At 61.2% G+C, this 22,578-nt stretch carries 20 protein-coding genes; 4 read left to right on the forward strand and 16 right to left on the reverse strand.

Annotated features, from left to right (window positions below; genetic code table 11):
* Positions 1-9 precede the first annotated feature (9 nt).
* Positions 10-1,371, forward strand: a complete 1,362-nt coding sequence (locus tag ACRER8_RS07665) for a cytochrome c (RefSeq protein ID WP_431745734.1) — start codon at positions 10-12, stop codon at positions 1,369-1,371.
* A gap of 119 nt (positions 1,372-1,490) precedes the next feature.
* Here ACRER8_RS07665 and ACRER8_RS07670 read toward each other — a convergent pair whose 3' ends face one another.
* From ACRER8_RS07670 to ACRER8_RS07700, 7 genes are all read right to left on the reverse strand, one after another.
* Positions 1,491-2,711 carry a sugar MFS transporter gene (locus ACRER8_RS07670; protein WP_431745735.1) on the reverse strand — a complete coding sequence of 407 codons (1,221 nt, stop codon included), beginning with the start codon at positions 2,709-2,711 and terminating at the stop codon, positions 1,491-1,493.
* A gap of 153 nt (positions 2,712-2,864) precedes the next feature.
* Complete coding sequence (locus ACRER8_RS07675) at positions 2,865-3,215, reverse strand: L-rhamnose mutarotase (RefSeq protein ID WP_431745736.1); 351 nt, start codon at positions 3,213-3,215, stop codon at positions 2,865-2,867.
* Positions 3,212-3,988: an SDR family oxidoreductase gene (locus tag ACRER8_RS07680; protein WP_431745737.1), complete on the reverse strand. Its 777-nt coding sequence runs from the start codon at positions 3,986-3,988 to the stop codon at positions 3,212-3,214. Before ACRER8_RS07680 ends, ACRER8_RS07675 begins: the two co-directional genes overlap by 4 nt.
* On the reverse strand, positions 3,985-4,866 hold the full coding sequence (locus ACRER8_RS07685; protein WP_431745738.1) for an amidohydrolase family protein: 882 nt from the start codon (positions 4,864-4,866) through the stop codon (positions 3,985-3,987). The genes ACRER8_RS07680 and ACRER8_RS07685 overlap by 4 nt, the downstream gene beginning before the upstream one ends.
* Positions 4,867-5,033: 167 nt before the next feature.
* Positions 5,034-6,311 carry an L-fuconate dehydratase gene (locus ACRER8_RS07690; protein ID WP_431745739.1) on the reverse strand — a complete coding sequence of 426 codons (1,278 nt, stop codon included), beginning with the start codon at positions 6,309-6,311 and terminating at the stop codon, positions 5,034-5,036.
* A gap of 220 nt (positions 6,312-6,531) precedes the next feature.
* Positions 6,532-7,377, reverse strand: a complete 846-nt coding sequence (locus ACRER8_RS07695; RefSeq protein ID WP_431745740.1) for an ureidoglycolate lyase — start codon at positions 7,375-7,377, stop codon at positions 6,532-6,534.
* A gap of 171 nt (positions 7,378-7,548) precedes the next feature.
* The gene (locus ACRER8_RS07700; RefSeq protein WP_431745741.1) at positions 7,549-8,289 is read right to left on the reverse strand and encodes an SDR family oxidoreductase; all 741 of its coding nucleotides are present in this window, start codon (positions 8,287-8,289) and stop codon (positions 7,549-7,551) included.
* 247 nt (positions 8,290-8,536) lie between these two features.
* Here ACRER8_RS07700 and ACRER8_RS07705 point away from each other — a divergent pair, with 247 nt between their 5' ends.
* Complete coding sequence (locus tag ACRER8_RS07705; RefSeq protein WP_431745742.1) at positions 8,537-9,298, forward strand: FadR/GntR family transcriptional regulator; 762 nt, start codon at positions 8,537-8,539, stop codon at positions 9,296-9,298.
* Between the two features lie 61 nt (positions 9,299-9,359).
* On the opposite strand, the gene ACRER8_RS07710 is transcribed toward ACRER8_RS07705, so the two are convergent.
* From ACRER8_RS07710 to ACRER8_RS07745, 8 genes are all read right to left on the reverse strand, one after another.
* Positions 9,360-10,685 carry an MFS transporter gene (locus ACRER8_RS07710; RefSeq protein ID WP_431745767.1) on the reverse strand — a complete coding sequence of 442 codons (1,326 nt, stop codon included), beginning with the start codon at positions 10,683-10,685 and terminating at the stop codon, positions 9,360-9,362.
* Between the two features lie 453 nt (positions 10,686-11,138).
* A complete protein-coding gene (locus ACRER8_RS07715; RefSeq protein ID WP_431745743.1) occupies positions 11,139-11,441 on the reverse strand; it encodes a hypothetical protein in 303 nt (100 codons plus the stop codon).
* A 99-nt stretch (positions 11,442-11,540) separates the two neighbouring features.
* On the reverse strand, positions 11,541-12,278 hold the full coding sequence (hutC, locus tag ACRER8_RS07720; RefSeq protein WP_431745744.1) for a histidine utilization repressor: 738 nt from the start codon (positions 12,276-12,278) through the stop codon (positions 11,541-11,543).
* Positions 12,279-12,387: 109 nt separating this feature from the next.
* Positions 12,388-13,224 carry an amino acid ABC transporter ATP-binding protein gene (locus ACRER8_RS07725; protein WP_431745768.1) on the reverse strand — a complete coding sequence of 279 codons (837 nt, stop codon included), beginning with the start codon at positions 13,222-13,224 and terminating at the stop codon, positions 12,388-12,390.
* Between the two features lie 62 nt (positions 13,225-13,286).
* On the reverse strand, positions 13,287-13,958 hold the full coding sequence (locus ACRER8_RS07730; RefSeq protein WP_431745745.1) for an amino acid ABC transporter permease: 672 nt from the start codon (positions 13,956-13,958) through the stop codon (positions 13,287-13,289).
* Positions 13,955-14,614: an amino acid ABC transporter permease gene (locus ACRER8_RS07735; protein ID WP_431745746.1), complete on the reverse strand. Its 660-nt coding sequence runs from the start codon at positions 14,612-14,614 to the stop codon at positions 13,955-13,957. Before ACRER8_RS07735 ends, ACRER8_RS07730 begins: the two co-directional genes overlap by 4 nt.
* A 249-nt stretch (positions 14,615-14,863) precedes the next feature.
* Positions 14,864-15,730 (reverse strand): transporter substrate-binding domain-containing protein, encoded by an 867-nt coding sequence (locus ACRER8_RS07740; RefSeq protein WP_431745747.1) that lies wholly within the window; start codon positions 15,728-15,730, stop codon positions 14,864-14,866.
* Positions 15,731-15,865: 135 nt separating this feature from the next.
* Complete coding sequence (locus ACRER8_RS07745) at positions 15,866-17,233, reverse strand: FAD-binding oxidoreductase (RefSeq protein WP_431745748.1); 1,368 nt, start codon at positions 17,231-17,233, stop codon at positions 15,866-15,868.
* A 359-nt stretch (positions 17,234-17,592) separates the two neighbouring features.
* Between ACRER8_RS07745 and ACRER8_RS07750 the strand changes: the two genes are divergently transcribed.
* Positions 17,593-18,558: an isopenicillin N synthase family dioxygenase gene (locus ACRER8_RS07750; RefSeq protein ID WP_431745749.1), complete on the forward strand. Its 966-nt coding sequence runs from the start codon at positions 17,593-17,595 to the stop codon at positions 18,556-18,558.
* Positions 18,559-18,827: 269 nt separating this feature from the next.
* Here ACRER8_RS07750 and ACRER8_RS07755 read toward each other — a convergent pair whose 3' ends face one another.
* The gene (locus ACRER8_RS07755; RefSeq protein WP_431745750.1) at positions 18,828-20,024 is read right to left on the reverse strand and encodes an amino acid aminotransferase; all 1,197 of its coding nucleotides are present in this window, start codon (positions 20,022-20,024) and stop codon (positions 18,828-18,830) included.
* A 367-nt stretch (positions 20,025-20,391) separates the two neighbouring features.
* On the opposite strand from ACRER8_RS07755, the gene uvrB reads away from it, so the two are divergent.
* A complete protein-coding gene (uvrB, locus tag ACRER8_RS07760; protein ID WP_431745751.1) occupies positions 20,392-22,407 on the forward strand; it encodes an excinuclease ABC subunit UvrB in 2,016 nt (671 codons plus the stop codon).
* Positions 22,408-22,578 lie beyond the last annotated feature (171 nt).

The following is a 22,578-nucleotide window of genomic DNA, read 5'->3' on the forward strand; positions in this document are numbered from 1 at the left end:
GTGACGACCATGAAAAAGTTTCTCCTGAGCCTGATTACCCTCGCGGTGGTGGTGTTTGTCGCATTGCTGGTATTTGCCTTTTGGCCGACCTCGACCCCTGCGCTGGACACCACTGCGGGTACCGATCAGGCGGCATTGATCGAAAAAGGACGGTATCTGGCCGACGCCGGTGACTGCACGGCCTGTCATACCGCCAAGGATGGAAAACCGTTCGCCGGTGGCCTGCCGATCGCATCGCCGATCGGTACGCTGTACAGCAGCAACATCACGCCCGACAAGGCATCCGGCATTGGCAACTACTCGCTGGATGACTTTGACCGGGCGGTGCGCCACGGTATCGCCGCCAACGGCAACAGCCTGTACCCGGCGATGCCATACCCGGCCTATGCTCGAACCAGCGACGATGACATACGCGCCCTGTATGCGTACTTCATGCACGGCGTCGCTCCGGTCCAGGCCGAAAACCGCGCCAATGATGTGCCGTGGCCGTTGTCGATGCGCTGGCCTCTGGCGATCTGGCGCAAGGTGTTCGCACCCGCGCCGCAAGCGGTGGCGTTCGATGCCGGACGTTACAACGATCCGCAGATTGCCCGCGGTGCGTACCTGGTGCAGGGCCTGGGACACTGTGGCAGTTGCCACACCCCGCGTGCGCTGACGTTGCAGGAGAAGGCGCTGGATGAGTCGGGGCCAGAGTTCTTGTCTGGCGGTCCGGTGATTGATGGCTGGCTGGCGGTGAACCTGCGCGGCAACCCGGCTGACGGCCTGGGGAGCTGGAGCAACGAGGATATCGTCGCGACCCTGCGCAGCGCGCGAAGCGCCACCCATGCGGTACTGGGCGGGGCGATGGGTGATGTGGTGGTGCACAGCACGCAGCATCTCAACGACGCCGATCTGCACGCGGTGGCGGCGTACCTGAAAAGCCTGCCGGCCAGTGAGCGTCAGGTCTCAAGCTTCAAGGCCGATCCGGGCACGGCCAAGGCTTTGGCGGCGGGGCAGGAAGGCAGTCGCGGCGCGGAGTTGTACGTCGACAACTGCGCCGCCTGTCACCGCACCAACGGACAGGGTTACGAGCGAGTGTTCCCGAAGATCGCGGGCAACTCGTCCGTGCTCTCGGAAGACCCGGTATCGATGATTCGTCTGGTTCTGGCCGGCAGTAAATTACCGCCCACCGCCACCGCGCCATCGGAACTGGGCATGCCCGGTTTTGCCTGGCGGATGTCGGATGAGGAAGTGGCGCAACTGCTGACCTTCATCCGCAGCAGCTGGGGCAATCAGGCACCCGCGGTGAATGCCGGACAAGTGGCGCAGTTACGCGCGACCTTGCCCAAGGAATCGCCAGCGGTGAGTCGTACGGATATTGCCAAGCCGTGAAATAGGCATTGCGGGTAACCCCCTGTAGGAGCCGGCTTGCTGGCGAAAGCGTCAGGTCTGTCGACACCGATGTGTGTTGATTGACCATTCGCCAGCAAGCCGCCTCCTACAATTCGGCGTCAGGACCGCTGACTGCGCGCATACCATCCCACCACTACAAAACATCCCAGCGGCAGCAGATACGCCAATGCCGTCGAAAAGTGATCCGCCACCAATCCCATGAAATACGGCATCAACGCGCCGCCGACGATGGCCATGATCAGGAATGAGCTGCCGCGTTTGGTGTGAGGTCCGAGGTTTTTCACGCCCATGGCAAAGATGGTCGGGAACATGATCGACATGAAGAAAAAGATCGCGATCAGCGCCACCACCGACACGTTCTCCACCCCGCTGACCACCACCGCACAAAGCGCGACGTTGATCCAGGCGTAGACCGTCAACAGCCGTTGCGCGGGAATCCGGCCCATCAGCCAGGTGCTGAAGAAGCGCCCTCCCATGAAGCAGATCATCCCCACCGACAGCAGGTACGCCGCCGTCTGGCTGGTCATGCTCGCCCAGTGTTCGGTGACGTAATTGATGAAGAACGCGCCGACTCCCACCTGCGCCGCCACGTAGAAAAACTGGGCGACGACGCCGCCGACGAACTCGCGATGCTGCCATAGCGTCTTGCTGTCGCGGTGCTGGATTTTGGACTCCTGCTCACGCAGGTCCGGCATCGGTGTGCGGGCGAACAGCGCAGCCACCAACAGCACGATCACGGCAATGACCACGTACGTAGTCTGCAACGAGCTGTTGTCGGTGGCGCTGGCATTGCCGCCGAAGAACAGCGCGCCGCCCAGCAACGGGCCGACGAACTGGCCCAGGCCATTGAATGATTGCGCCAGATTCAGGCGACGTTCCGCGCCTTGGGGATCACCCAGCACCGTGGCGTAGGGATTGGCCGCGGTCTCAAGACAGCCCAGCCCCAGCGCGATGACGAACAGCGCGAACAGGAAAAACGGAAAGCTGGCCGCGCTCGCAGCAGGCATGAACAGCAGCGCACCGGCTGCATACAGGCACAGCCCCAGCAGAATCCCGGCCTTGTAGCCGAAGCGATCCATGAGCAAACCGGCGGGCAGAGCAATGATGAAATACGCCCCGAAATACGCCGCCTGCAGCAGACCGGACTGGGCCTTGCTGACGTTGAGGGTTTCCTGGAAGTGCTTGTTCAGCACATCGAGCAGTCCGTAGGACAGGCCCCAGAGAAAAAACAGACTGGTCACCAGCATCAGCGCCAGACGCACCGAAGGAACGGCGGGGCTGTACGCCTGGGTGTGGACTTTCGTGTCTTTGGTCAACATGACGCTCTCCTTTTGTTTTTGTTTGCGGCGTTTCAGTGCTGCGAATACGTATCCCTGTTGCAGTTCGGCATGCCGGCGGTCGCATCAGTGCGTTCGCTACCGTCGGCACGCGGTGCTGCTACGGGGGAATGGCGATTCCATTCAGGGCGCCGATCAAGACGGCTGCTCCACCAAACTGAAAATCCGCTCCATCGGCTGCCACTTGTTGCCCGGCTCGGTCCATGGCGTCGGTCGCTGAAAACGCCACATCAGCGCTTCCCATTCCTGCACCCTGGGATTCGCCGCCGAGGCCTTGTCCATCGCATCGGCGCTGAAACCCGGCGCGGTTTCCATGACCATGAACAGCCGCGTGCCCAATCGCCAGATCTGCATGTCCAGCAGGCCCTGACTGCGCAGATGCGCGGCGATATCGGGCCAGATCCGCTGGTGCAGACGCTGGTACTCGGCAATCGAACTCTCGTCCTCGGCCAGGTCCAACGCCAGGCAAAACCGCTGCGCGCTCATGTCAGCGCCCGGTCGAGGTGGGTGTAGCCGCCGTCCACTACCAACCATTGCCCGGTGGTGTGGGAGGCGCGTGCCGAGAGCAGGAACAACACACTGTCGGCGATTTCATTCGGGGTAGTCATGCGCTGGCCGAGAGGGATTTTCTCGACGATCTTCGCCAGCTTCGCCTCCGGGTTCTCGAAGCTCGAAATCCAGCGCTCGTACAGTGGGGTCATCACTTCGGCCGGGATCACCGCGTTGACCCGCACGCCATCGTCCAGCAGGGACGCCGCCCATTCGCGAGTCAGCGACAGTTGCGCGCCCTTGGAGGCGGTGTAGCCACTGGTGCCGCCTTGCCCGGTCAGCGCGGTTTTCGAAGCGATGTTGACGATCGCGCCCTTGCTGGCTTTCAACGCGTCGACGCACAGGTGAGTCATCAAGTAGTAATGGATGAGATTCTTCTCCAGCGACTCGATGAAGGCGCCGCGCCCGGCTTCCAGACCGACGTTGTCATTGATACCTGCGTTATTGACCAGCCCGTCTATATGGCCAAAGCGTTCGAGCACCTTGCCCACCGCCGCCGCGCATCCGGCTTCGTCACGCAGTTCGACCTGCACGAACAGACTTTGCGGTTGGCGCTTGTCCAGCTCCGCGGCGAGTTCGGTGGGCAGCGGTTGATTGGCGAAGATCACCGGGATCGCGCCTTCTTCGGCCAGGCCCAAGGAGATCGCCGCGCCGATGCCGGAGCCGCCTCCGGTGACGATGATGACTTTGTCTTGCAGATGCAGATTCATGGGCAGTCTCCTTGCAGGCCATAAAGGCGAATGGCAGTCCCGCCACGGATCGCTGCCTGCTCGTCGGCGGACAGTTCATGGATGGCGGACTCGAACAATTGATGCACGTCGCGGTAACTGCCAGCGAGTTGGCATACCGGCCAGTCAGAGCCGAACATCAGGCGTTGTGGGCCGAACAGTTCCAGTGCGAGGTAGAAATACGGCAGCAACTCCACAGGGCGCCATCGCTGCCAGTCGGCTTCGGTGATCAGCCCCGACAATTTGCAGCTGACGTGGGGCAGGGCGGCCAAGGGCGCGATGCGATCGGCCCAGGCGACCGGATCCTCCTGAGACAAGTCCGGTTTGCCGAGGTGATCGAGGACCAGATGATGCACGTCGTGGCGTTGGCAGAACTGCGCCGCGGCCTGCAGATCAGCGTCCTTGATCAGCACTTCGTAAACCCGCCCGCGCTGCTGTAACAGGTCCACGCCACGGTTAAACGCCGGGTCCTGCATGAACAACGAAGGCGAGGGTTCGTCCTGAACCTGGTGACGAAAACCCACCAGTTTTTCGGCGTCGGACCAGCGTGCCAGTTGCTGCTCAAGATCGGGCGCACGCAGATCGACCCAGCCCACCACGCCGACGACCCAGGGGTGCTGTGCGGCCAGGGCGAGCAGGGCATCGGTCTCTTCCAGACCATGCCGCGCCTGCACGGCGATGCAGCCATCAATGCCGTGTTGATCGAGCAGCGGCTTCAGATCGTCCGGCAGAAAGTCGCGCCGCAGGACGCCCTGGCGATCATCGATCCACGGATAATCCTGCGCACGGTAACGCCAGAAATGTTGATGGGCATCCACGCGCAATAGCGGCGCTGGAGGCGGTGTGTCATGGGACGACATTGTTGTTGTACTCCGTCCTCGGTGATTCGGGTGTACCTGATCCCTGTAGGAGCTGTCGGAGGTTACGACGGTGGCGAAAGCGGTGTGTCAGGCAGATCGCATTCGCCACCGTCGTAACCTCCTGCAGCTCCTACAGGGCTTCTTCATTTCATGTGGAGACGCGGCGATTACCCGCGATACGCATACCGCTGCCTCGAAGCCTCTTTCATCTGAATCGAAAACCCCGGTGCAGTCGGCGGCATGTACGCCGCGTCGCGAATCACGCACGGGTCTTCGAAGTGCTCATGCAGGTGATCGACGAACTCAACCACACGCCCCTCGTGAGTCCCGGCGATGCACAGGTAATCGATCATCGACAAGTGCTGGACGTATTCGCAAAGCCCGACCCCACCTGCGTGCGGACATACCGGCAAGTGGTATTTGGCGGCCATCAGCATCACTGCCAAGACTTCGTTGACCCCGCCCAGCCGGCAGGCGTCGATCTGCACCACATCGATGGCTTCGCGCATGATCAGCTGCTTGAAGACGATGCGGTTCTGGCACATCTCCCCGGTGGCGACCTTGACTGGCAAGACCCCGAGACGAATCTTGCGATGGCCCTCGACATCGTCCGGGCTGGTGGGCTCTTCGATGAACCACGGCTTGGCGAAGGACAGCTCGCGCACCCAATCGATGGCGGCGTCGACTTCCCAGACCTGATTGGCATCGATCATCAAATGGCGATCCGGCCCGAGCACCTCGCGCGCAATGCGCACACGACGAATGTCGTCCTCAAGGTCGCGACCGACTTTGAGTTTGATGTGGGAGAAACCGCCGTCCACCGCTTCCTGACACAGCCGGCGCAGCTTGTCGTCCGGGTAGCCCAGCCAGCCGGCGGATGTGGTGTAGCACGGGTAGCCTTCCGCTTGCAGCGATTGCATGCGCTCGGCCTTGCCCTCGGCCCGGTCGCGCAGCAGGGCCAGCGCTTCGTCGGGGGTGATGCAGTCGGTGATATAGCGAAAATCGATGCAGCGCACCAGTTGCTCGGGACTCATGTCGGCCACCAGTTGCCATACCGGTTTGCCTTCGGACTTGGCCCACAGGTCCCACGCCGCGTTGACCACCGCACCGGTGGCCAGATGAATCGCGCCCTTGTCCGGGCCGATCCAGCGCAACTGGCTGTCGCTGGTGACGTGACGCCAGAAACGGCCCATGTCTTCGGCGATCCATTCCAGTTTCAAACCGACCATGACCCCGGCCAGCGCATTGATCGCCGCGCAGCAGATCTCGTTGCCGCGGCCGATGGTGAAGGTCAGACCGTGGCCTTGCAGGGTAGGGTGATCGGTTTCCAGAATGACGTAGGCTGCCGAGTAGTCCGGGTCCGGATTCATCGCATCGGAGCCGTCGAGTGACTGCGAAGTGGGGAAGCGAATATCTTCAACGCGCAGGGCGGTGATGGTGGTCATGGCAGGTCCCTTTGGAGTTGTTTTGGGGGCTTGGCAGTGAATCTCGGATCCTGCGGGATCCTGGGGGAGGGAGCTTGCTCACGAAGGGGCCGGTACATCCGCTGCATCTTCAGCGGCCCTGACTACACCTTCATGAGCAACCTCACTCCCACAAGTAATAAGCCGCAAGCTCACTCCCACAGGTACAGCGCCGCCAGTCGGCACGACGGCGCACTCCCGGTCAGGCATCCACAGTGAGTTGCTCCTGCTCGCCCAGCCCTTCGATGCCCAAACGCATGCGCTGGCCAGCACGCAGGAACACCGGTTCCGGTTTGATCCCCAGCCCCACGCCCGGCGGGGTGCCGGTGGAGATCACGTCTCCCGGTTGCAGGCTCATGAATTGGCTCAGGTAGCTCACCAGTTTCGGGATCTGGAAAATCATCGTACGGGTGTTGCCGTTCTGATAGCGCTTGCCATCCACCTCCAGCCACAGGTCGAGCTGATGCGGATCGGCGACTTCGTCACGGGTCACCAGCCACGGTCCCATTGGCCCGAAGGTGTCACAGCCCTTGCCCTTGTCCCAGGTGCCGCCGCGCTCGATCTGGAATTCACGCTCGGACACGTCGTTGATCACGCAATAACCCGCCACGTGTTCCAGCGCGCTGGCTTCGTCGATGTAGCGGCCACCCTTGCCGATGACCACGCCCAGCTCAACTTCCCAGTCGGTTTTTTTCGAGTTGCGCGGGATTTCCACGTTGTCGTTGGGACCGACGATGGCGCTGGTCCACTTATTGAAAATGATCGGTTCCTTGGGAATATCCGCCCCGGTTTCAGCGGCGTGGTCGGCGTAGTTCAGGCCGATGCAGATGAACTTGCCGACCTGGCCGACGCAAGGACCGATGCGCGGATTACCCTCGATCAACGGCAGGCTGTTCGGGTCGATCGCTTTCAATCGGGCAATGCTCTCGGGGCTCAGGGCCTGACCGGATACATCGTCAATGATTTCCGACAGATCGCGAATGCCACCGTCGGTGTCCAGCAGGGCAGGGAGTTCTTTACCGGGTTCGCCGTAACGCAGCAACTTCATGGGGTGTCCTCTTTGAAATGAGTGGTGTTTTCCAGGCGCCGACCTGTAACAGTCCGGCTGGCCAGCGGTAGCGATCACCAATCCATCACCGCCGGCAAGCCGTGTTGCTACCTGCACGTGCGCCGTCGATTCGAGTTGATCGCCACCAAAATTTAGGCGAACGAAAGCGCCTCAGTTACTCCAGCCGCCATCGATGATCTGCGCCGTCCCGGTGGTAAATCCGCTGGCCGGTGAGCCAAGATATAACGCCAGTTGCGCAATCTCCTGCGGAGTGCCCAGACGGCCCATTGGCTGACGGGCCTCGAACGCCGCATACACTTGGGCCTCATCGCGCTGCTCGCGTTCAGCCTGCTCGGCGACACGCTGACGCAGCGAAGGCGACTCCACCGTGCCTGGGCAAATGCAGTTGCAGCGGATGTTCTGCCCGACGAAATCGGCGGCCACCGAGCGGGTGATGCCGATCACCGCGGCCTTGCTGGCGCAGTAGGCAAAACGATTGGGCACGCCCTTGATGGCGGAGGCAACGGAAGACATGTTGATGATCGAGCCGCCGCCATTGGCCAGCATCGCCGGCAGAAACGCGCGAATCATCTTGTACATGGCGGTGACGTTGAGGTCGAAGGCGAAGCTCCAATCCTTGTCGGAGCATTCGAGGATGTTGCCGCTGTGGACCACGCCTGCGCAGTTGAACAGCACATCCAGCGCGCCGATTTCAGCGGCCAGACGTTCGATGGCGGCGTGGTCGGTCACATCCAGCACGTGCTTGTGCACGCCCTGCAGCTTGTCCAGCGCAGCGCCGTTGATGTCGACAGCGAAGACTTCCGCGCCGGCATTCAGGTAAGCCTCGACACTGGCTTGACCGATGCCTTGGGCGGCGGCGGTGATGAGCACTCGCTTACCGGTGAGATCCATGCTGAGTCCTTGTTCTTATTGTGGAAACGATCTTGGAAACAATGCTGTTTCAGGTCTAAAGGTCAGGCCATTGGAGGCGCGCTGGTGAGGTGTGTAATCAAGCTCAACCCTGACGAGGTTTGCTATGATCCGCTCAGTGCAGCGATCCAATGGTCAGGCCACTGGTCCTTTTTGTAGCACTTGTATTCGGCCTCAACAAGGCCATTTTTTTGCTGATCCGCGTGCTGAAATCCTGAGCTGAGTGCTGATGCCTATCCAAGCTATTGATAACCAAAGACTTTACAGACAGATTGCCGACCAGTTGCGAGCGTTGATCGACAGCGGTGAATTTCCTCCAGGCAGCCGGCTCCCAGCCGAACGTGAACTGGCCAAAATGCTGGGGGTCAGTCGGGCGTCGGTGCGCGAGGCGATGATCGCGCTGGAAGTGATCGGGCTGGTGGACGTGCGCGTCGGCAATGGCGTGCTGGTGTGCGAGCCGCCGGTGCAGTTGCTGTCAGATGAACCGGTGATGACTCAGGCCACCCGCAATCAGTGGAAGGATCCCGATCCCGAGTTGGGCATCGAGGTGGATTTCAGTGCGGAAATCCCGCCGTTCGCGTTGTTGCAGGCGCGCCGTCTGATTGAGCCGGAAACCGCTGCATTGGCTGCGCAGAACGCCAGCGACGAAGAACTCCAGGGCATTCGCGCCGCATTCGACCGCAATGCCCGCGACAACCGCGCGCACTCGCATACGCACCCAGGCGATCGCCTGTTCCACATCCGCATTGCCCAGGCTTCGGGCAATGCCGCGTATGCGCTGCTGATCCAGCACCTGTTGGGGCATCAGTACGGCAGTATGTTCCAGCGTCTGCAGGCGCATTACACCTCGGACGACATGCCGTTCAGGTCCGAGCACGAGCACATCCTGATCCTGCAAGCCCTGGAAAATCGCGATCCCGAGGCCGCGCGCCGGGCTATGGCGGGGCATCTGGATGAAGTGATCAGGATATTCAGTCGGGGCGGGATGTAGGGCGCAATCTGGTCGTTGGCCAAACGGGTTCACAGGGGATCACCAATCTGAGGAACCTGCCTTACCCCCGAACATTCGCCGTATTCTTCGTCACCAGGCGCAACCCGCTGGCGATGCTGCCCACGGCCGCGAACCCTGCGCCGATGCTTAGCGCCAGGACCGGGCCGTGGCTGCTGGAAATGCCGAAGCTCAACGCAACCAGCGCCGCCCCGGTCGCCTGACCGATCAGGCGCGCTGTGGCGATAGTGCCGCTGGCACCGCTGGAGCGTTCTTTCGGGGCGCTGGTCATCAGCGCTTTCTGATTCGGAGCCTGGAAGAAACCGAATCCCAAGCCGCATAGAATCATCCGCGCGCCAATGGAAATCACACTGGCATCGGCAGGCATGGTCGCCAGCGAGATCATCCCCAGGCACAGCATCGCCAGACCGATCCCGCCCAACAGTCCTGGCGGATAACGATCGGACAGGCGCCCGGCAAACGGCGCGATCATCGCCACCACCACCGACCACGGTGTCATGAGAAAGCCGGTCTGCACCGGATCACGTCCCAGCGTCGACTCGAAAAAGAACGGCAGTGAAACGAACGCCAGACCCTGCGTCGCGAACGAACAGAACGCGGTCAGCGCCGACAGCGCGAACATCGGGCGCTTGAGCAGATCCAGCGGAAACATCGGCGCAGGGTGCCCGGCTTCACGCTTGAGCATCGCCGCGCCGCCCACCAGAAATATCGCCAGGGCGATCAGCACGCTGCTCATCGAACCCAGTTGCGCGGCCTGACTCAAGGCGAAGATCAGTGCGCCGAAGGTGACCACGTTGAGGATCGCAGTCGTGCGGTCGAACACCAAAGTGCCGGGTTTGCTGGTGGGCAGGGAGTTCCAGGCAAACGCCAGCGCGAACACACCAATCGGCAGGTTGATCGCGAACAGCCACGGCCAGTTGGCGACCGACAGCACCAGCGAAGCAACGGTGGGACCGATTGAAAATGCAGTGCCGACCACCAGTGCGTTCATGCCCAGGCCGCGACCAAGGCGGTGCGCGGGAAAGATCGAGCTGATCAGCCCGGCGTTGACGCTCATGATGGCGCTGGCGCCGATACCCTGCAGCACCCGAGCGACGGTCAGAGTCGGCAATGACCAGGAAAAGGTGCACAGCGCCGATGACACCACGAACAGAATCAGGCCGCCGAGGTACACCTTGCGTTGCCCCAGAACCCCGCCCAATGCCGCGAAGGGTAACAACGTGGCAACCGCCGCCAATTGATAAGCGTTGATGATCCATACCGAAGCGGCGGGAGAGGCATTCAGGTCGGCAGCGATGGCGGGCAACGCGGTATTGGCGATGGCGGTGTCGAGGGTCGCCAGGGCGATGGACATCAAAATCGCCGCCATGCCGCGAAATTCGCGGGGGGTGAGCTTTTCGCCGAGGCGCGGGGAATCCTGAGTAGCGGGCTGGACCATTATCGACAACGCTCCGGGGGGTACTGCTGGCAAGACTGCAAGCACAGAAGAAAGCGTGATGGTGCCGGTTTGTCAGGACGCTATGCAATGGGCAGATGGGCGAGTTTGAGCGAGCGCGCCCAATAAAAGGGCTAAACGCTGATCAGGTATCGAGGGGGCGGCTTGCCGGCGGACGCCTGAGTTTGAGCGGATGCCGGAGGTACGACGCAATTTAACGTTAGGGCCGGCGCCCTCACGCAGCAGAACCTGTACCTGTAGGAGCCGGCTTGCTGGCGAACGCGGCGTCATTCGACATTGAGGTGTCTGACCGAACGCCTTCGCCAGCAAGCCGGCTCCTACAAATGATCGCGGTCACGTTCTGCACCGCAGACGACGCACTTGTGCCTAACCGCCCTGAGTATCGATATCGGAGTCGGTTTCGCCCGTATCTTTCTGTTCACTCGTGGTGTCGTTCGATTCGTGTTCTTCAGGCTTGAAGTTCGGCGTGAAGCTGTTTTTCCCGGACTGATCGCCATTGTTCTCCTGGGTCTGCGTACCGTCGTTGCTCTGGGTTTGCGATCCGCCCTGAGTCTGCTCGCCCTCAGCCGGTTCAGGCGTCTTATCCTGGCCCATGTGATTGTCCGGGGTGTCCGGGTCGATGGCAGGATCGTTGCGCTCGGTGGTTTGGTTGTTGTCTTGGGTAGCCATATGCACCTCTTCTGAATGCCCGATTGACTGGGGTTATAGATATCGAGGGCACAGCGGCGCAGGCGTTCGATGAATCTGCTGACCGGTTGTCTATCCGGCTCAGCTGTCGCGATAAGCGCCCGTGACCGGCAATCGGCTGCCAAGACGATAGCGCGAAGACGGATGCACCAGACGCACGTACGTCACCACCCGCCCGCTGTTCCAGGTACGGCGCATCAGCACCAGGCAAGGCTCGGCAGGGTCGATCTGCAGGTGCCTGAACTCGTCGGAGGAGGGATGGCTGGCTTCGACGATATGTTCCATTTCGTCCGGTTGGATGATCTGCAGCAAGTAACGCGCGGACTGCAATTGGTCGCCAAACGGCTGCTGCAAAAACTCCGGTGCGGCCTGCGGATTGACGTAGCGATCTTCAAGTTGCACCGCGACGTCGTCCTCGTAATGCACGCAAAGCAGATGAAAAACCGACGCCCCGGTGGGCAATGACAACGCCGAGGCGATGGTCATCGACGCCGATTCGCGCGCCAGGTTCAGCACCTGACAGCGATAGCGATGGCCGCGGGCGAGGATTTCGTCGGCAATGTTGGTGATGTGCAGCAGGTTCGACTGCGGTTTGCTTTCAGCGACGAAGGTGCCAACCCCGGAAATCCGCAGCAGCCGCCCTTCTTCGGTCAACTCCCGCAGCGCCCGGTTGACGGTCATGCGCGACATCCCCAGCTCCAGCACCAGGCGATTTTCCGAAGGAATCAGATCGCCGGGTTTCCATTCCCCGGACACAAGCTTGCTCTGCACGAACTCCTTCGCCTGCCGGTACAGGGCTTGTGGGACAGGCTTGTCCATCAGCTGTCCTGCGCCATGTCTGTCCAAGCGCAACCCTGCTGTAGCAGCACGGCTTGCCGGCAGTAGCGATTTCCAATTCGCCGCCCGGCCGGAGCATTGCGGGAAATGCTCACAGCTGGCTGGCCTCTCTGCCGTCTTGCCAAAACGCGTTGCGGTCCAGGTAATTCTGCAGAAACTGCCGCAAGCGCGGCTGTGAGGCGTTATGGAAAATCTGCTGCGGGGTGCCACGCGCCACCACTTCACCCTGATCGAGGAAGATCACCGAATCGGCCACTTGCGCGGCGAAACCCATCTCATGGGTGACCACGACCATCGTCATGCCTTCCTTGGCCAGGGTCTTCATCACCTGCAGCACTTCGCCCACCAACTCCGGGTCCAGGGCCGAGGTGGGCTCGTCGAACAGCATGATGTGCGGCTCCATCGCCAGCGCCCGGGCAATCGCCACGCGCTGTTGCTGACCGCCCGAGAGCTGCGCCGGCCAGGCATCAGCCTTGTGCGCGAGCCCGACCTTTTCCAGCATCGCCATGCCGCGTTTGTTCGCTTCATCGGGCGACAGCTTGCGCACCCGACGCAGGGCCTCGCAGACGTTGCCGATGGCAGTCATGTGCGGCCACAGGTTGAACTGCTGGAAAACCATGCCGATATTGCGGCGCACTTGATTGATCTGCGACTGCGGGGCGCGTCGCCGGCCCTTGTCGGTGTCTTGCCAGCCAAGCAACTGGCCTTCGATATGAATCTCGCCCTCGTCGTATTCCTCAAGAAACGCCATGCTGCGCAGCAGGGTGCTCTTGCCGGAGCCGGACGGGCCGATCAGGCACACCACTTCCGAGCGTTGCACCGCAAAATCGATGCCCTTGAGCACGCGCAGGGCACCAAAGCTTTTGCCGACCTTGCTCAGCGTCAGAATGGTGGGCTGTTCGCCGGGCGCTGTTGCCGAAGTCTTCATGCTTTCACCTTGTTTCTCGCGTCTGTTGGCGGACACGGTGCCGCTGGGAATCAGGATGCTGTTCATCGCGGTTGCCTGCTCATGAAGCGGCCGACGCGGCTTTCCAGGAACATGCCCAGCCGCGAGCACAGTTCCACCAGAATCAGGTAGCCGATGCACAGCATCAGCAGGGTCTCGACGAAGGCGAAGGTCTCCGAGCCAATGCCGGTGAGCACCATCGTCAGTTCCGGGATGGTGATGATCGACAGCACGGCGGTTTCCTTGCACAGCACGGTAATCATGTTGATCAGCGCCGGGAGGATGATCACCAGCATCTGCGGCAGCTGAATGCGCCAGATGCATTGCAGGCGGGTGATACCCAGACAGTCGGCGGCTTCCAGCTGACCTCGGGCGACTGACTGGAAACCGGAGCGGAAGATCTCGGCGAAGTACACGCTGCCGTAGACACCCAGCCCGAGGATGCCAGCGGGGATCGGGTCCAGGCTCAGGCCAAACGCCGGGCCGCCGTAATACACCAGAAACAGCTGCACCAGAAACGGCGTGCTGCGGATCAGTTCGATGAACACCCGCAACGGCGCGCGCACCAAGGTGTTACCGAACAGTTGCGCCACGGCGATCAGCATCCCGAGGGTGATGCCGAGCACCACGCCGCTGCTCCAGGTGCCGAGGGTGACCAGAAACCCCGAGCCGATATCGCCCAGATGGTCGGTGATGATTGTCGGGTCGAAGATCACGCGGTCTGCTCCTTCAAACGCCTTTCAAGCGCGCTGCCGCAGTACGCCAGCGGGATATTGATCAGGCAGTAGAAGCCCGCCAGCATCAGGTAGTCCTGCACAAACATGTAATCACTGGCGGCGAGGTTCTGCGCAGTGCGGGTCAGGTCTGCCAGACCGACCACCGAGACCAGCGATGAGGCCTTGATCAGCAGAATCATTTCGTTGACCAGCGCAGGCAGCGTCAGGCGCACGGCCTGCGGCACGCGAATGCGCAGCAGCATCTGGCTGGCGCTCAAGCCCAGCAGACCGGCCGCTTCCAGTTGGCCGCCGGGAATCGCAAGAAACCCGCCACGCATGATCTCGGCGATGTAGGCGCCCGCGGCCAATGACAGACCGATGATCGCCGCCACCGTGGGCGAGACATTCGGCAGGCCGATGCGTGGCAGGAAGTAATAGATGAACAGCAGTTGCACCAGCAGCGGGATGCCGCGAAACACGAAAATGTAGGCACCGCCCAGGCGGCGGAGCAGGGGAAGCGGCGACAGGCGCAGGCTACCGACGATGATGCCGATGACAAAACCGATCGCCAGCGCGGCAATGGAAACCTGCAACGTCACCCACAGGGCATCGAGCAGGAGCGGGGCGTTTTGCTGCAGCAAGGGCCAATCGAACACGGTGTGACTCCAGCTTATCGACGCAATTTCGAACCATGTATTCAAGCACGGTGAAAATCCCCTGTGGGAATGGACCTCCCGGTTTTCCAGGCTGGGTCCAACCCCCCTGTGGGAGCGAGTTCATTCGCGATGGGCTGGTACATCCGACGCATTTCTATCGGCCGTACCCGCGTCTCGCGAGTGAATTCGCTCCCACAGGGATGCGGGCAATCTGATCGCCCGCGTCACGTGCCAGATGCGTTAAGCGTCTTACCAGGTCGGTTCGAAATCACCCTTGGGCACATCCATCTCGGCGCCGAGCCATTTCTTCTGCAGGGCAGCCAGGCGGCCGTCGTCGTGCATCTTGGTCACGGCGGCATCCAGTGCGGCGATCAGGCTGTCGGCATCAGCGTCTTTGCGGCCCAGATAGGCGAAGTAGGATTTCTTGCCGAACGGCGGTTGCACCACTTTGTACAGATTGGATTTCTGCGCGGCGACGTAGGAAATGTTCGGCAGCGAGTTGGCCACCGCGACAATGCGCTTGGCCGCAAGGTCGGCGTAGGCCTGGTTGTTGTCGACGTATTCGCGAATGGTGACCTTCTCCGGCAGGGTCGCGGCGAAGGTTTTCAGCTCTTCCAGCTGTGCCGAGCCTTTACCGGCACCGACTGTTTTGCCCGAGATGTCTTCTGGCTTGTTGATGCTGTCGTCCTTGGCACCGGCGATCAATGCCACCGTGGCTTCGGCAATCGGCGAGACGAAGTGGTACCGCTCTTTGCGGGCCTTGGTGACGATGATCGGGCCGGCCACCACGTCGAACTTCTTCGCTTCCAGGCCCGGCAGTACGCTCGGCCACGGCAGGTCGAGGAACTTGATCTTGACCCCCAGTTCCTTGCCCAGTTCGGCGAACAGCTCGGCGTTCAAGCCTTGCTGTTTCCCCGCTTCGAGGAAATCGAACGGGGCGAACTGCATTTCGGTACCGACCACCAGTTCACCGGCTTTCTTCACGTCGGCCAACTGATCGGCGTGTGCAACCACAGGCAGCAGCGCCATGGCGGCGGTGAGGCTCAGGCTCTTGAATGTCTTACCCAGCACGTTGTTACCGAAGCAGCTGTTACCGAAACAGGAATGAAATGGCATGCGGATGCTCCCAGGTTAGATGCGGTGTTGTGTCGTCGTATGGCAAAGCGTTTGAAGCGGCGAAGCGATGTGAAGCGCATATGAAGTGAATGTGCAGTTAGCGTGCCATACCGGTATATACAACTGGCGGGCCGCTTAGACGAAGATTTTCCCCGGATTCAGAATGCCGTTGGGGTCGAAACTGCGCTTGAGCTCGGCCATGGTTTGCAGTGCTTCAGCACTCACCGAGTGATGCAGAAACTCGCGTTTGAGCAGGCCGATGCCATGTTCGGCAGACACCGCGCCTCCCAATTCGCCGACGGCGCTGTACACCAGCTCTTCGATTTCCAGGATAGGCGCGGGCTGCGGCAGGCTGTTGCAGTCCACGGTCAGGTGCAGGTTGCTGTCACCGATGTGGCCGAAATACACGCTGTGGTTAGCGGGCCAGCGCTGTTCCAGACGCTGCCGACAGAGCGCGGCGAAGTCGCCGATCTGGCCGATGGGCAGGCTGATGTCGAAATTCAGCGGCGCCAGACGCACCGGGAATTCGCCCGTGGCTTCGCGAATCTTCCACAGGCTGCGAGCCTGGGTCTGCGAAGTGGCGAGAATCGCATCGACCACCTCGCCAGCCTCGATGGCGGCTCGCAGCGTCTGCTCCAGGACTTCGCTGGCCGCCGAGGACTCAAGCAGCACATAGAGCGGGTGATGATCGGGCATCGGCGCGACGGGATGTTCCAGCCATGACACGCCCATGCGAAAGAAGTCCTGCCACATCAGCTCATAGGCCTGAGGTGTACCGGCGCTTCGCTGCAGGCGTCGCAGCAGGGCGACGGCGCTGGTGTAGTCCGGCAGGGCGCAGAGCAGGGTGGTGGTCTGCCCCGGTTGCGGCGCCATCTTCAGCACCGCGCGGGTAATCACTCCAAGAGTGCCTTCACTGCCGATGAAGCACTGTTTCAGGTCATAGCCGCAGTTGTTCTTGATCATCTTGTTCATCAGGTTCAACACACGACCGTCGGCCAGGACGACCTCCAGACCCAATACCAGATCGCGGGTCATGCCATAGCGAATCACCGCATTGCCACCGGCATTGGTGGCGATATTGCCGCCGATCTGACACGAGCCGCGGGCGCCAAGATCCAGCGGGAACAGATAACCGGCGTCGCCCACCGCCTGCTGAATCTCCTGCAAGGTGGTGCCCGCCTTGACCGTGACAGTGGCCGCCGCGACGTCGATTTCCTCGATTCCGCGCAGGCGATCCAGCGACAGCGCGATGTCGCTCGAGCGCGGTACGGCGCCGCCCGCCAGCCCAGTCATGCCACCTTGTGGCACCACCGCTTGTCGAGCGGCATTGCAGATGCGCAGGGCGGTGGCGACTTCGGCCGTGTCCCTGGGCAGGATCAACGCGGCGGGGCACGTCGGTGCGTGGCGAGTCCAGTCGCTGTAGTGGCGCTGACTGATGGCCTCACCGGTCAGGACCTGCGCGTCGCCCAGGGCCTCGCGTAGCTGAGTGATGGTTTGTCGCACGTATGGAAATCCTTGCTCAGGCTGTATAGACAGCCGAGGCAAGATGCAGGCCAGTTCAGCGAGGGTGGTCATTCTGTGGGCTGGCGCCTGGCCGCTGGAAATAACCGCCGATGGATGTCACCAAAGGTTGCACCGAATGAGGCCGGGGCGCCCACTGCTGGGGCGTGCCGAAACCGCATGCTTGCTCAGCGTCCAGAGCGCGCTTGCCGGCGATGGCGGTTTGTCAGACGGAGAGGTGGCATCTGAACCACCTCAATGGCGGGCAGGCGCGCTCCCAACGGGCGGCCGTTGATGCGCGGCACGTTAAATGCTTCTGCTGTCTATACAGCCTACCGCCTCAATCACCGCCAGGAGCCTGCATGACTGCCACCGCCAACCTTCCGTTGATCGACATGGCCGGCGTCCGCGACGGCGACGAGGCCGCCATCCTTCGGGCCGGCGAGGCGATTCGCAAGGCCTGTAGCGAGACCGGCTTCTTCTACATCATCAACCACGGTGTGCCGCAATCGGTGATTGAAACGGCCATGGCTGCCGCGAAAACCTTCTTCGCTTATCCGTTTGATGTGAAACGTCAGGTCGCGGTGAACAAGCGCCATCGGGGTTGGCACGCGCTGGGTGGGGCGCTGATGTATGAGGCGACCAAGCCAGACTTCAAAGAGTTTTTCAGCATGGGCCTGGAGCTGCCGGAGGATGATCCTTGCGTGCTGGCCGGGGAGGCGTTGCGCGGACCGAATCAGTGGCCGGATTTCATGCCTGAGTTGCGCATGGCGCTGGATGCGTATTACCAGGAAGTCGGTCTGGCAGGGGCCGACCTGCTCAAGGCGGTGGCGGTCGGGCTGGGCATCGAGCCGGGCTTTTTTGCACCGAAATACGGAAAGCGGTTGCAGCGTACGCAGATGGTGTACTACCCGCCGCACCCACCACTGGCCGAAGCCGATCAGTTTGGTGTCGCGCCGCATACCGATTACGGCTGTATCACGTTGTTGTATCAGGATGACAGTGGCGGGTTGCAGGTGCGTGAGTTAGGCAGTAACCGTTGGATCGACGCCACGCCCATCGAGGGCAGTTTGGTGGTCAATGTGGGTGATCTGTTGGCGCGTTGGTCGAATGATCGTTTTCGTTCGACGTTGCATCGGGTGATCAATAAGTCGGGGCATGAGCGGTATTCGATTGCCACGTTTTATGACCCCACCTACGACGCAGTGGTCGACCCTTGTGATCTGGGCATCGACGCAGCCAGCAGCCTGTATCCGCCAGTAGCTGCGGGGGCTTATATCTTGAAGCGGATTGATGATTCGATGGCTTATCGCAAGAAGGCCCAGTGATTGGGGGTGATAGCCGTGTCCGGGCTATCACGCATGAAGGGCAACAGCCTGTGCGCTGGAGCCAACGCTCTTCGCCTTTGTAGGTGAATGTCTTGATCGTTCCACGTTCTGGGTGGGAACGATCACATCATAAAAACCCCGATACGCTGCAAACCGAAATAACGGAAATACACCCAAAAACCAGCGCCACCAATGCCCTGATAAACAAAAAAGGGGAAGCAGACCCAAATCCGCTTCCCCTCTTGCAGCTTGTAACTCGCCGCTGCTCTTTAGATAACCGCCAGAATTGCCTTGGTCACCGCCTCGATGTTGCTCTTGTTCAAAGCAGCCACACAAATGCGCCCAGTATCCAGCGCATAGATACCAAACTCGCTACGCAGGCGATGAACCTGCGGCGTGGTCAGGCCCGAATACGAAAACATCCCGCGCTGGCGAGCGACAAAGCTGAAGTCCTGACCGGCGGCGTTATTTGCCAAACGGTTGGTCATTTCTTCGCGCATGCCACGAATGCGCAGGCGCATTTCGGCCAATTCCTCTTCCCACTTCTGACGCAACTCAGGGTTGTTCAGCACCGCGGCAACGATGGTCGCGCCGTGCGTCGGCGGGTTGGAGTAGTTGGTGCGGATCACCCGCTTGACCTGGGACAGCACGCGAGTGGTTTCTTCTTTCGAGTCGGTCATGATCGACAGCGCGCCGACACGTTCGCCGTACAGCGAGAACGATTTGGAGAACGAGCTGGAAGCGAAAAAGGTCAGGCCCGAATCGGCGAACAGGCGCACGGCAGCGGCGTCTTCGTCGATGCCGTCACCAAAGCCCTGATAGGCCATGTCGAGGAACGGTACGTGGCCTTTGGCCTTGAGCACTTCGAGGACCTTTTTCCAGTCTTCGAGAGTCAGGTCGACGCCGGTCGGGTTGTGGCAGCAGGCGTGCAGCACGACGATCGAACCGGATGGCAGGTTTTGCAAGTCTTCGAGCATGCCCGCGCGATTCACGTCATGGGTTGCCGCATCGTAGTAGCGATAGTTCTGAACCGAGAAACCTGCGGTTTCGAACAGCGCGCGATGGTTTTCCCAGCTCGGATCGCTGATTGCCACCACGGCATTCGGGGACAGTTGCTTGAGGAAGTCCGCGCCGATTTTCAGGGCGCCGGTGCCGCCAACGGCCTGCACCGTCATCACCCGGCCCGAGGCCAGCAGCGGTGACTCGGCGCCGAACAGCAGGGTCTGCACGGCCTTGTCATAAGCGGCGATGCCGTCGATCGGCAAGTAGCCACGCGGGACGTGTTGAGCGACGCGAATTTCCTCTGCTTCGGCAACGGCACGCAGCAGCGGGATTTTCCCTTCTTCGTTGCTGTAGACGCCTACGCCCAGGTTGACCTTGGTCGGACGGGTATCGGCGTTGAATGCTTCGTTGAGGCCCAGGATAGGATCGCGTGGTGCCATTTCGACAGCGGAGAACAGGCTCATTTTTACGGCGGCTCTGAATGGGGAGTGAATGGGTCGCATCGCTCCGGCCGAATGCACTAGAGCGGTGCGCAAACGGGGAGTCAGTATAGAGACCATCGCCAACCGGAGCGACAGGTCGGGGCCGGTTTTTTCCGGGTTTTTCCGATTATTTTCGACCATTAGTCATGTCGCGAGGACTAATGTCCTGATGATGGCTTGAAAGCTGGCAATGCGGACTCCATCTGTAGTCCCATCATTCTTTTCTTCGTACGCCTTTTCTCTGGTGAGATCAGTCGTCCGCGCTCATCACGCTTCGGCCCGCGAGTAATCCGGGCGAGCGCGAACCCAGGTCGCAAAACAACCAGGGTCGCCAACAAAGAGGTACGTTATGTCCGAGTTTCAGCTCGTTACCCGTTTTGAGCCGGCCGGTGATCAACCGGAGGCGATACGTCAATTGGTCGAAGGCATCGACGCCGGTTTGTCCCACCAGACCCTGCTCGGTGTGACCGGTTCGGGCAAGACTTTCAGCATCGCCAACGTCATTCAACAGGTGCAGCGTCCGACCCTGGTGCTGGCGCCGAACAAGACCCTGGCCGCGCAGTTGTATGGCGAGTTCAAGGCGTTCTTCCCTAATAACGCGGTCGAATATTTCGTTTCCTACTACGACTACTATCAGCCCGAAGCCTATGTGCCGTCGTCGGACACCTTCATCGAGAAGGATGCCTCGATCAACGACCACATCGAGCAGATGCGTCTTTCCGCCACCAAGGCACTGCTGGAGCGCAAGGACGCGATCATCGTCACCACGGTGTCGTGCATCTACGGCCTGGGCAGTCCGGAAACCTATCTGCGCATGGTCCTGCATGTCGACCGGGGCGACAAACTCGATCAGCGCGCCTTGCTGCGTCGTCTGGCCGACCTGCAATACACCCGCAACGACATGGATTTCGCCCGTGCGACCTTCCGCGTGCGCGGCGATGTGATCGACATCTTCCCGGCCGAATCGGACCTGGAAGCGATTCGCATCGAATTGTTCGACGATGAAGTCGAGAGCCTGTCGGCATTCGACCCGTTGACCGGCGAGGTCATCCGCAAACTGCCGCGTTTCACCTTCTACCCGAAGAGCCACTACGTGACACCCCGCGAGACACTTCTGGATGCCATGGAAGGGATCAAGGTCGAACTGCAGGAGCGTCTGGAATACCTGCGTGGCGCCAACAAGCTGGTGGAAGCGCAGCGTCTGGAGCAACGCACCCGTTTCGATCTGGAGATGATCCTCGAACTGGGCTATTGCAACGGCATCGAAAACTACTCGCGTTATCTGTCAGGTCGGCCATCCGGCGCGCCACCGCCGACCTTGTATGACTACTTGCCGGCGGATGCTCTGCTGGTGATCGACGAATCCCACGTCAGCGTGCCGCAGGTCGGCGCGATGTACAAAGGCGACCGCTCACGCAAGGAAACCCTGGTCGAATACGGCTTCCGTCTGCCATCGGCGCTGGACAACCGGCCCATGCGTTTCGACGAATGGGAAGGCGTCAGCCCACAGACCATCTTTGTTTCGGCGACCCCTGGCCCGTACGAAGGCGAGCATGCCGGGCGGGTGGTTGAACAGGTGGTGCGGCCGACCGGTCTGGTCGACCCGCAGATCGAGATCCGTCCGGCGCTGACCCAGGTCGACGATTTGCTGTCCGAGATCAAAAAGCGCGTAGACATGGAGGAACGGGTGCTGGTGACGACCCTCACCAAACGCATGTCCGAAGACCTCACCGATTACCTCGCCGACCACGGCGTGCGGGTGCGCTATCTGCACTCGGACATCGATACGGTGGAGCGGGTCGAGATCATCCGCGACCTGCGTCTGGGCACCTTCGACGTGCTGGTGGGGATCAACCTGCTGCGCGAGGGGCTGGATATGCCGGAGGTGTCGCTGGTCGCGATTCTCGACGCCGACAAGGAAGGCTTCCTGCGTTCCGAGCGCTCGCTGATCCAGACCATCGGCCGGGCCGCGCGAAACCTCAATGGCCGGGCGATTCTCTACGCCGATAACATCACCGGCTCCATGGAGCGGGCCATCGGCGAGACCGAGCGCCGTCGCGACAAGCAGATTGCCTTCAACCTGGAAAACGGCATCACCCCCAAAGGTGTGGTCAAGGACGTCACCGACATCATGGAAGGCGCCACCGTGCCCGGCTCGCGCAGCAAGAAGCGCAAGGGCATGGCCAAGGCTGCCGAAGAGAATGCCAAGTACGAAGCCGAATTGCGCTCACCGAGCGAGATCACCAAGCGCATTCGTCAGCTGGAAGAAAAGATGTATCAACTGGCACGGGACCTGGAGTTCGAAGCGGCAGCGCAGATGCGCGACGAAATCACCAAGCTGCGCGAGCGCTTGCTCGCGGTTTGAGGCGTCTGGGGACCGCGACCGCGCGGTCGATGGGTAAACGTGGTCACGCTGTGGGAGCGAATTCATTCGCGAGAGGCCGTCGGTCGATGCATTTTCCGTCGCTTGATGCATCTTCCCCGAATGAATTCGCTCCCACAGGGGAATGCGTTGCCAACCTGACAGCGCCGCGGC

It is taken from the genome of Pseudomonas sp. (assembly GCF_050739935.1).
In the GTDB taxonomy this organism is placed as follows: domain Bacteria; phylum Pseudomonadota; class Gammaproteobacteria; order Pseudomonadales; family Pseudomonadaceae; genus Aquipseudomonas.

Coding starts and splice junctions, on each gene's coding strand:
- ACRER8_RS07685 (WP_431745738.1), bottom strand. CDS start 4,866: ATGTCGTCCCATGACACACCGCCTCCAGCGCCGCTATTGCGCGTGGAT.
- ACRER8_RS07695 (WP_431745740.1), bottom strand. CDS start 7,377: ATGAAGTTGCTGCGTTACGGCGAACCCGGTAAAGAACTCCCTGCCCTG.
- ACRER8_RS07680 (WP_431745737.1), bottom strand. CDS start 3,988: ATGAATCTGCATCTGCAAGACAAAGTCATCATCGTCACCGGAGGCGGC.
- ACRER8_RS07670 (WP_431745735.1), bottom strand. CDS start 2,711: ATGTTGACCAAAGACACGAAAGTCCACACCCAGGCGTACAGCCCCGCC.
- uvrB (WP_431745751.1), top strand. CDS start 20,392: ATGTCCGAGTTTCAGCTCGTTACCCGTTTTGAGCCGGCCGGTGATCAA.
- ACRER8_RS07715 (WP_431745743.1), bottom strand. CDS start 11,441: ATGGCTACCCAAGACAACAACCAAACCACCGAGCGCAACGATCCTGCC.
- ACRER8_RS07750 (WP_431745749.1), top strand. CDS start 17,593: ATGACTGCCACCGCCAACCTTCCGTTGATCGACATGGCCGGCGTCCGC.
- hutC (WP_431745744.1), bottom strand. CDS start 12,278: ATGGACAAGCCTGTCCCACAAGCCCTGTACCGGCAGGCGAAGGAGTTC.
- ACRER8_RS07705 (WP_431745742.1), top strand. CDS start 8,537: ATGCCTATCCAAGCTATTGATAACCAAAGACTTTACAGACAGATTGCC.
- ACRER8_RS07710 (WP_431745767.1), bottom strand. CDS start 10,685: ATGGCGGCGATTTTGATGTCCATCGCCCTGGCGACCCTCGACACCGCC.
- ACRER8_RS07740 (WP_431745747.1), bottom strand. CDS start 15,730: ATGCCATTTCATTCCTGTTTCGGTAACAGCTGCTTCGGTAACAACGTG.
- ACRER8_RS07725 (WP_431745768.1), bottom strand. CDS start 13,224: ATGAAGACTTCGGCAACAGCGCCCGGCGAACAGCCCACCATTCTGACG.
- ACRER8_RS07755 (WP_431745750.1), bottom strand. CDS start 20,024: ATGAGCCTGTTCTCCGCTGTCGAAATGGCACCACGCGATCCTATCCTG.
- ACRER8_RS07675 (WP_431745736.1), bottom strand. CDS start 3,215: ATGAGCGCGCAGCGGTTTTGCCTGGCGTTGGACCTGGCCGAGGACGAG.
- ACRER8_RS07690 (WP_431745739.1), bottom strand. CDS start 6,311: ATGACCACCATCACCGCCCTGCGCGTTGAAGATATTCGCTTCCCCACT.
- ACRER8_RS07700 (WP_431745741.1), bottom strand. CDS start 8,289: ATGGATCTCACCGGTAAGCGAGTGCTCATCACCGCCGCCGCCCAAGGC.
- ACRER8_RS07665 (WP_431745734.1), top strand. CDS start 10: ATGAAAAAGTTTCTCCTGAGCCTGATTACCCTCGCGGTGGTGGTGTTT.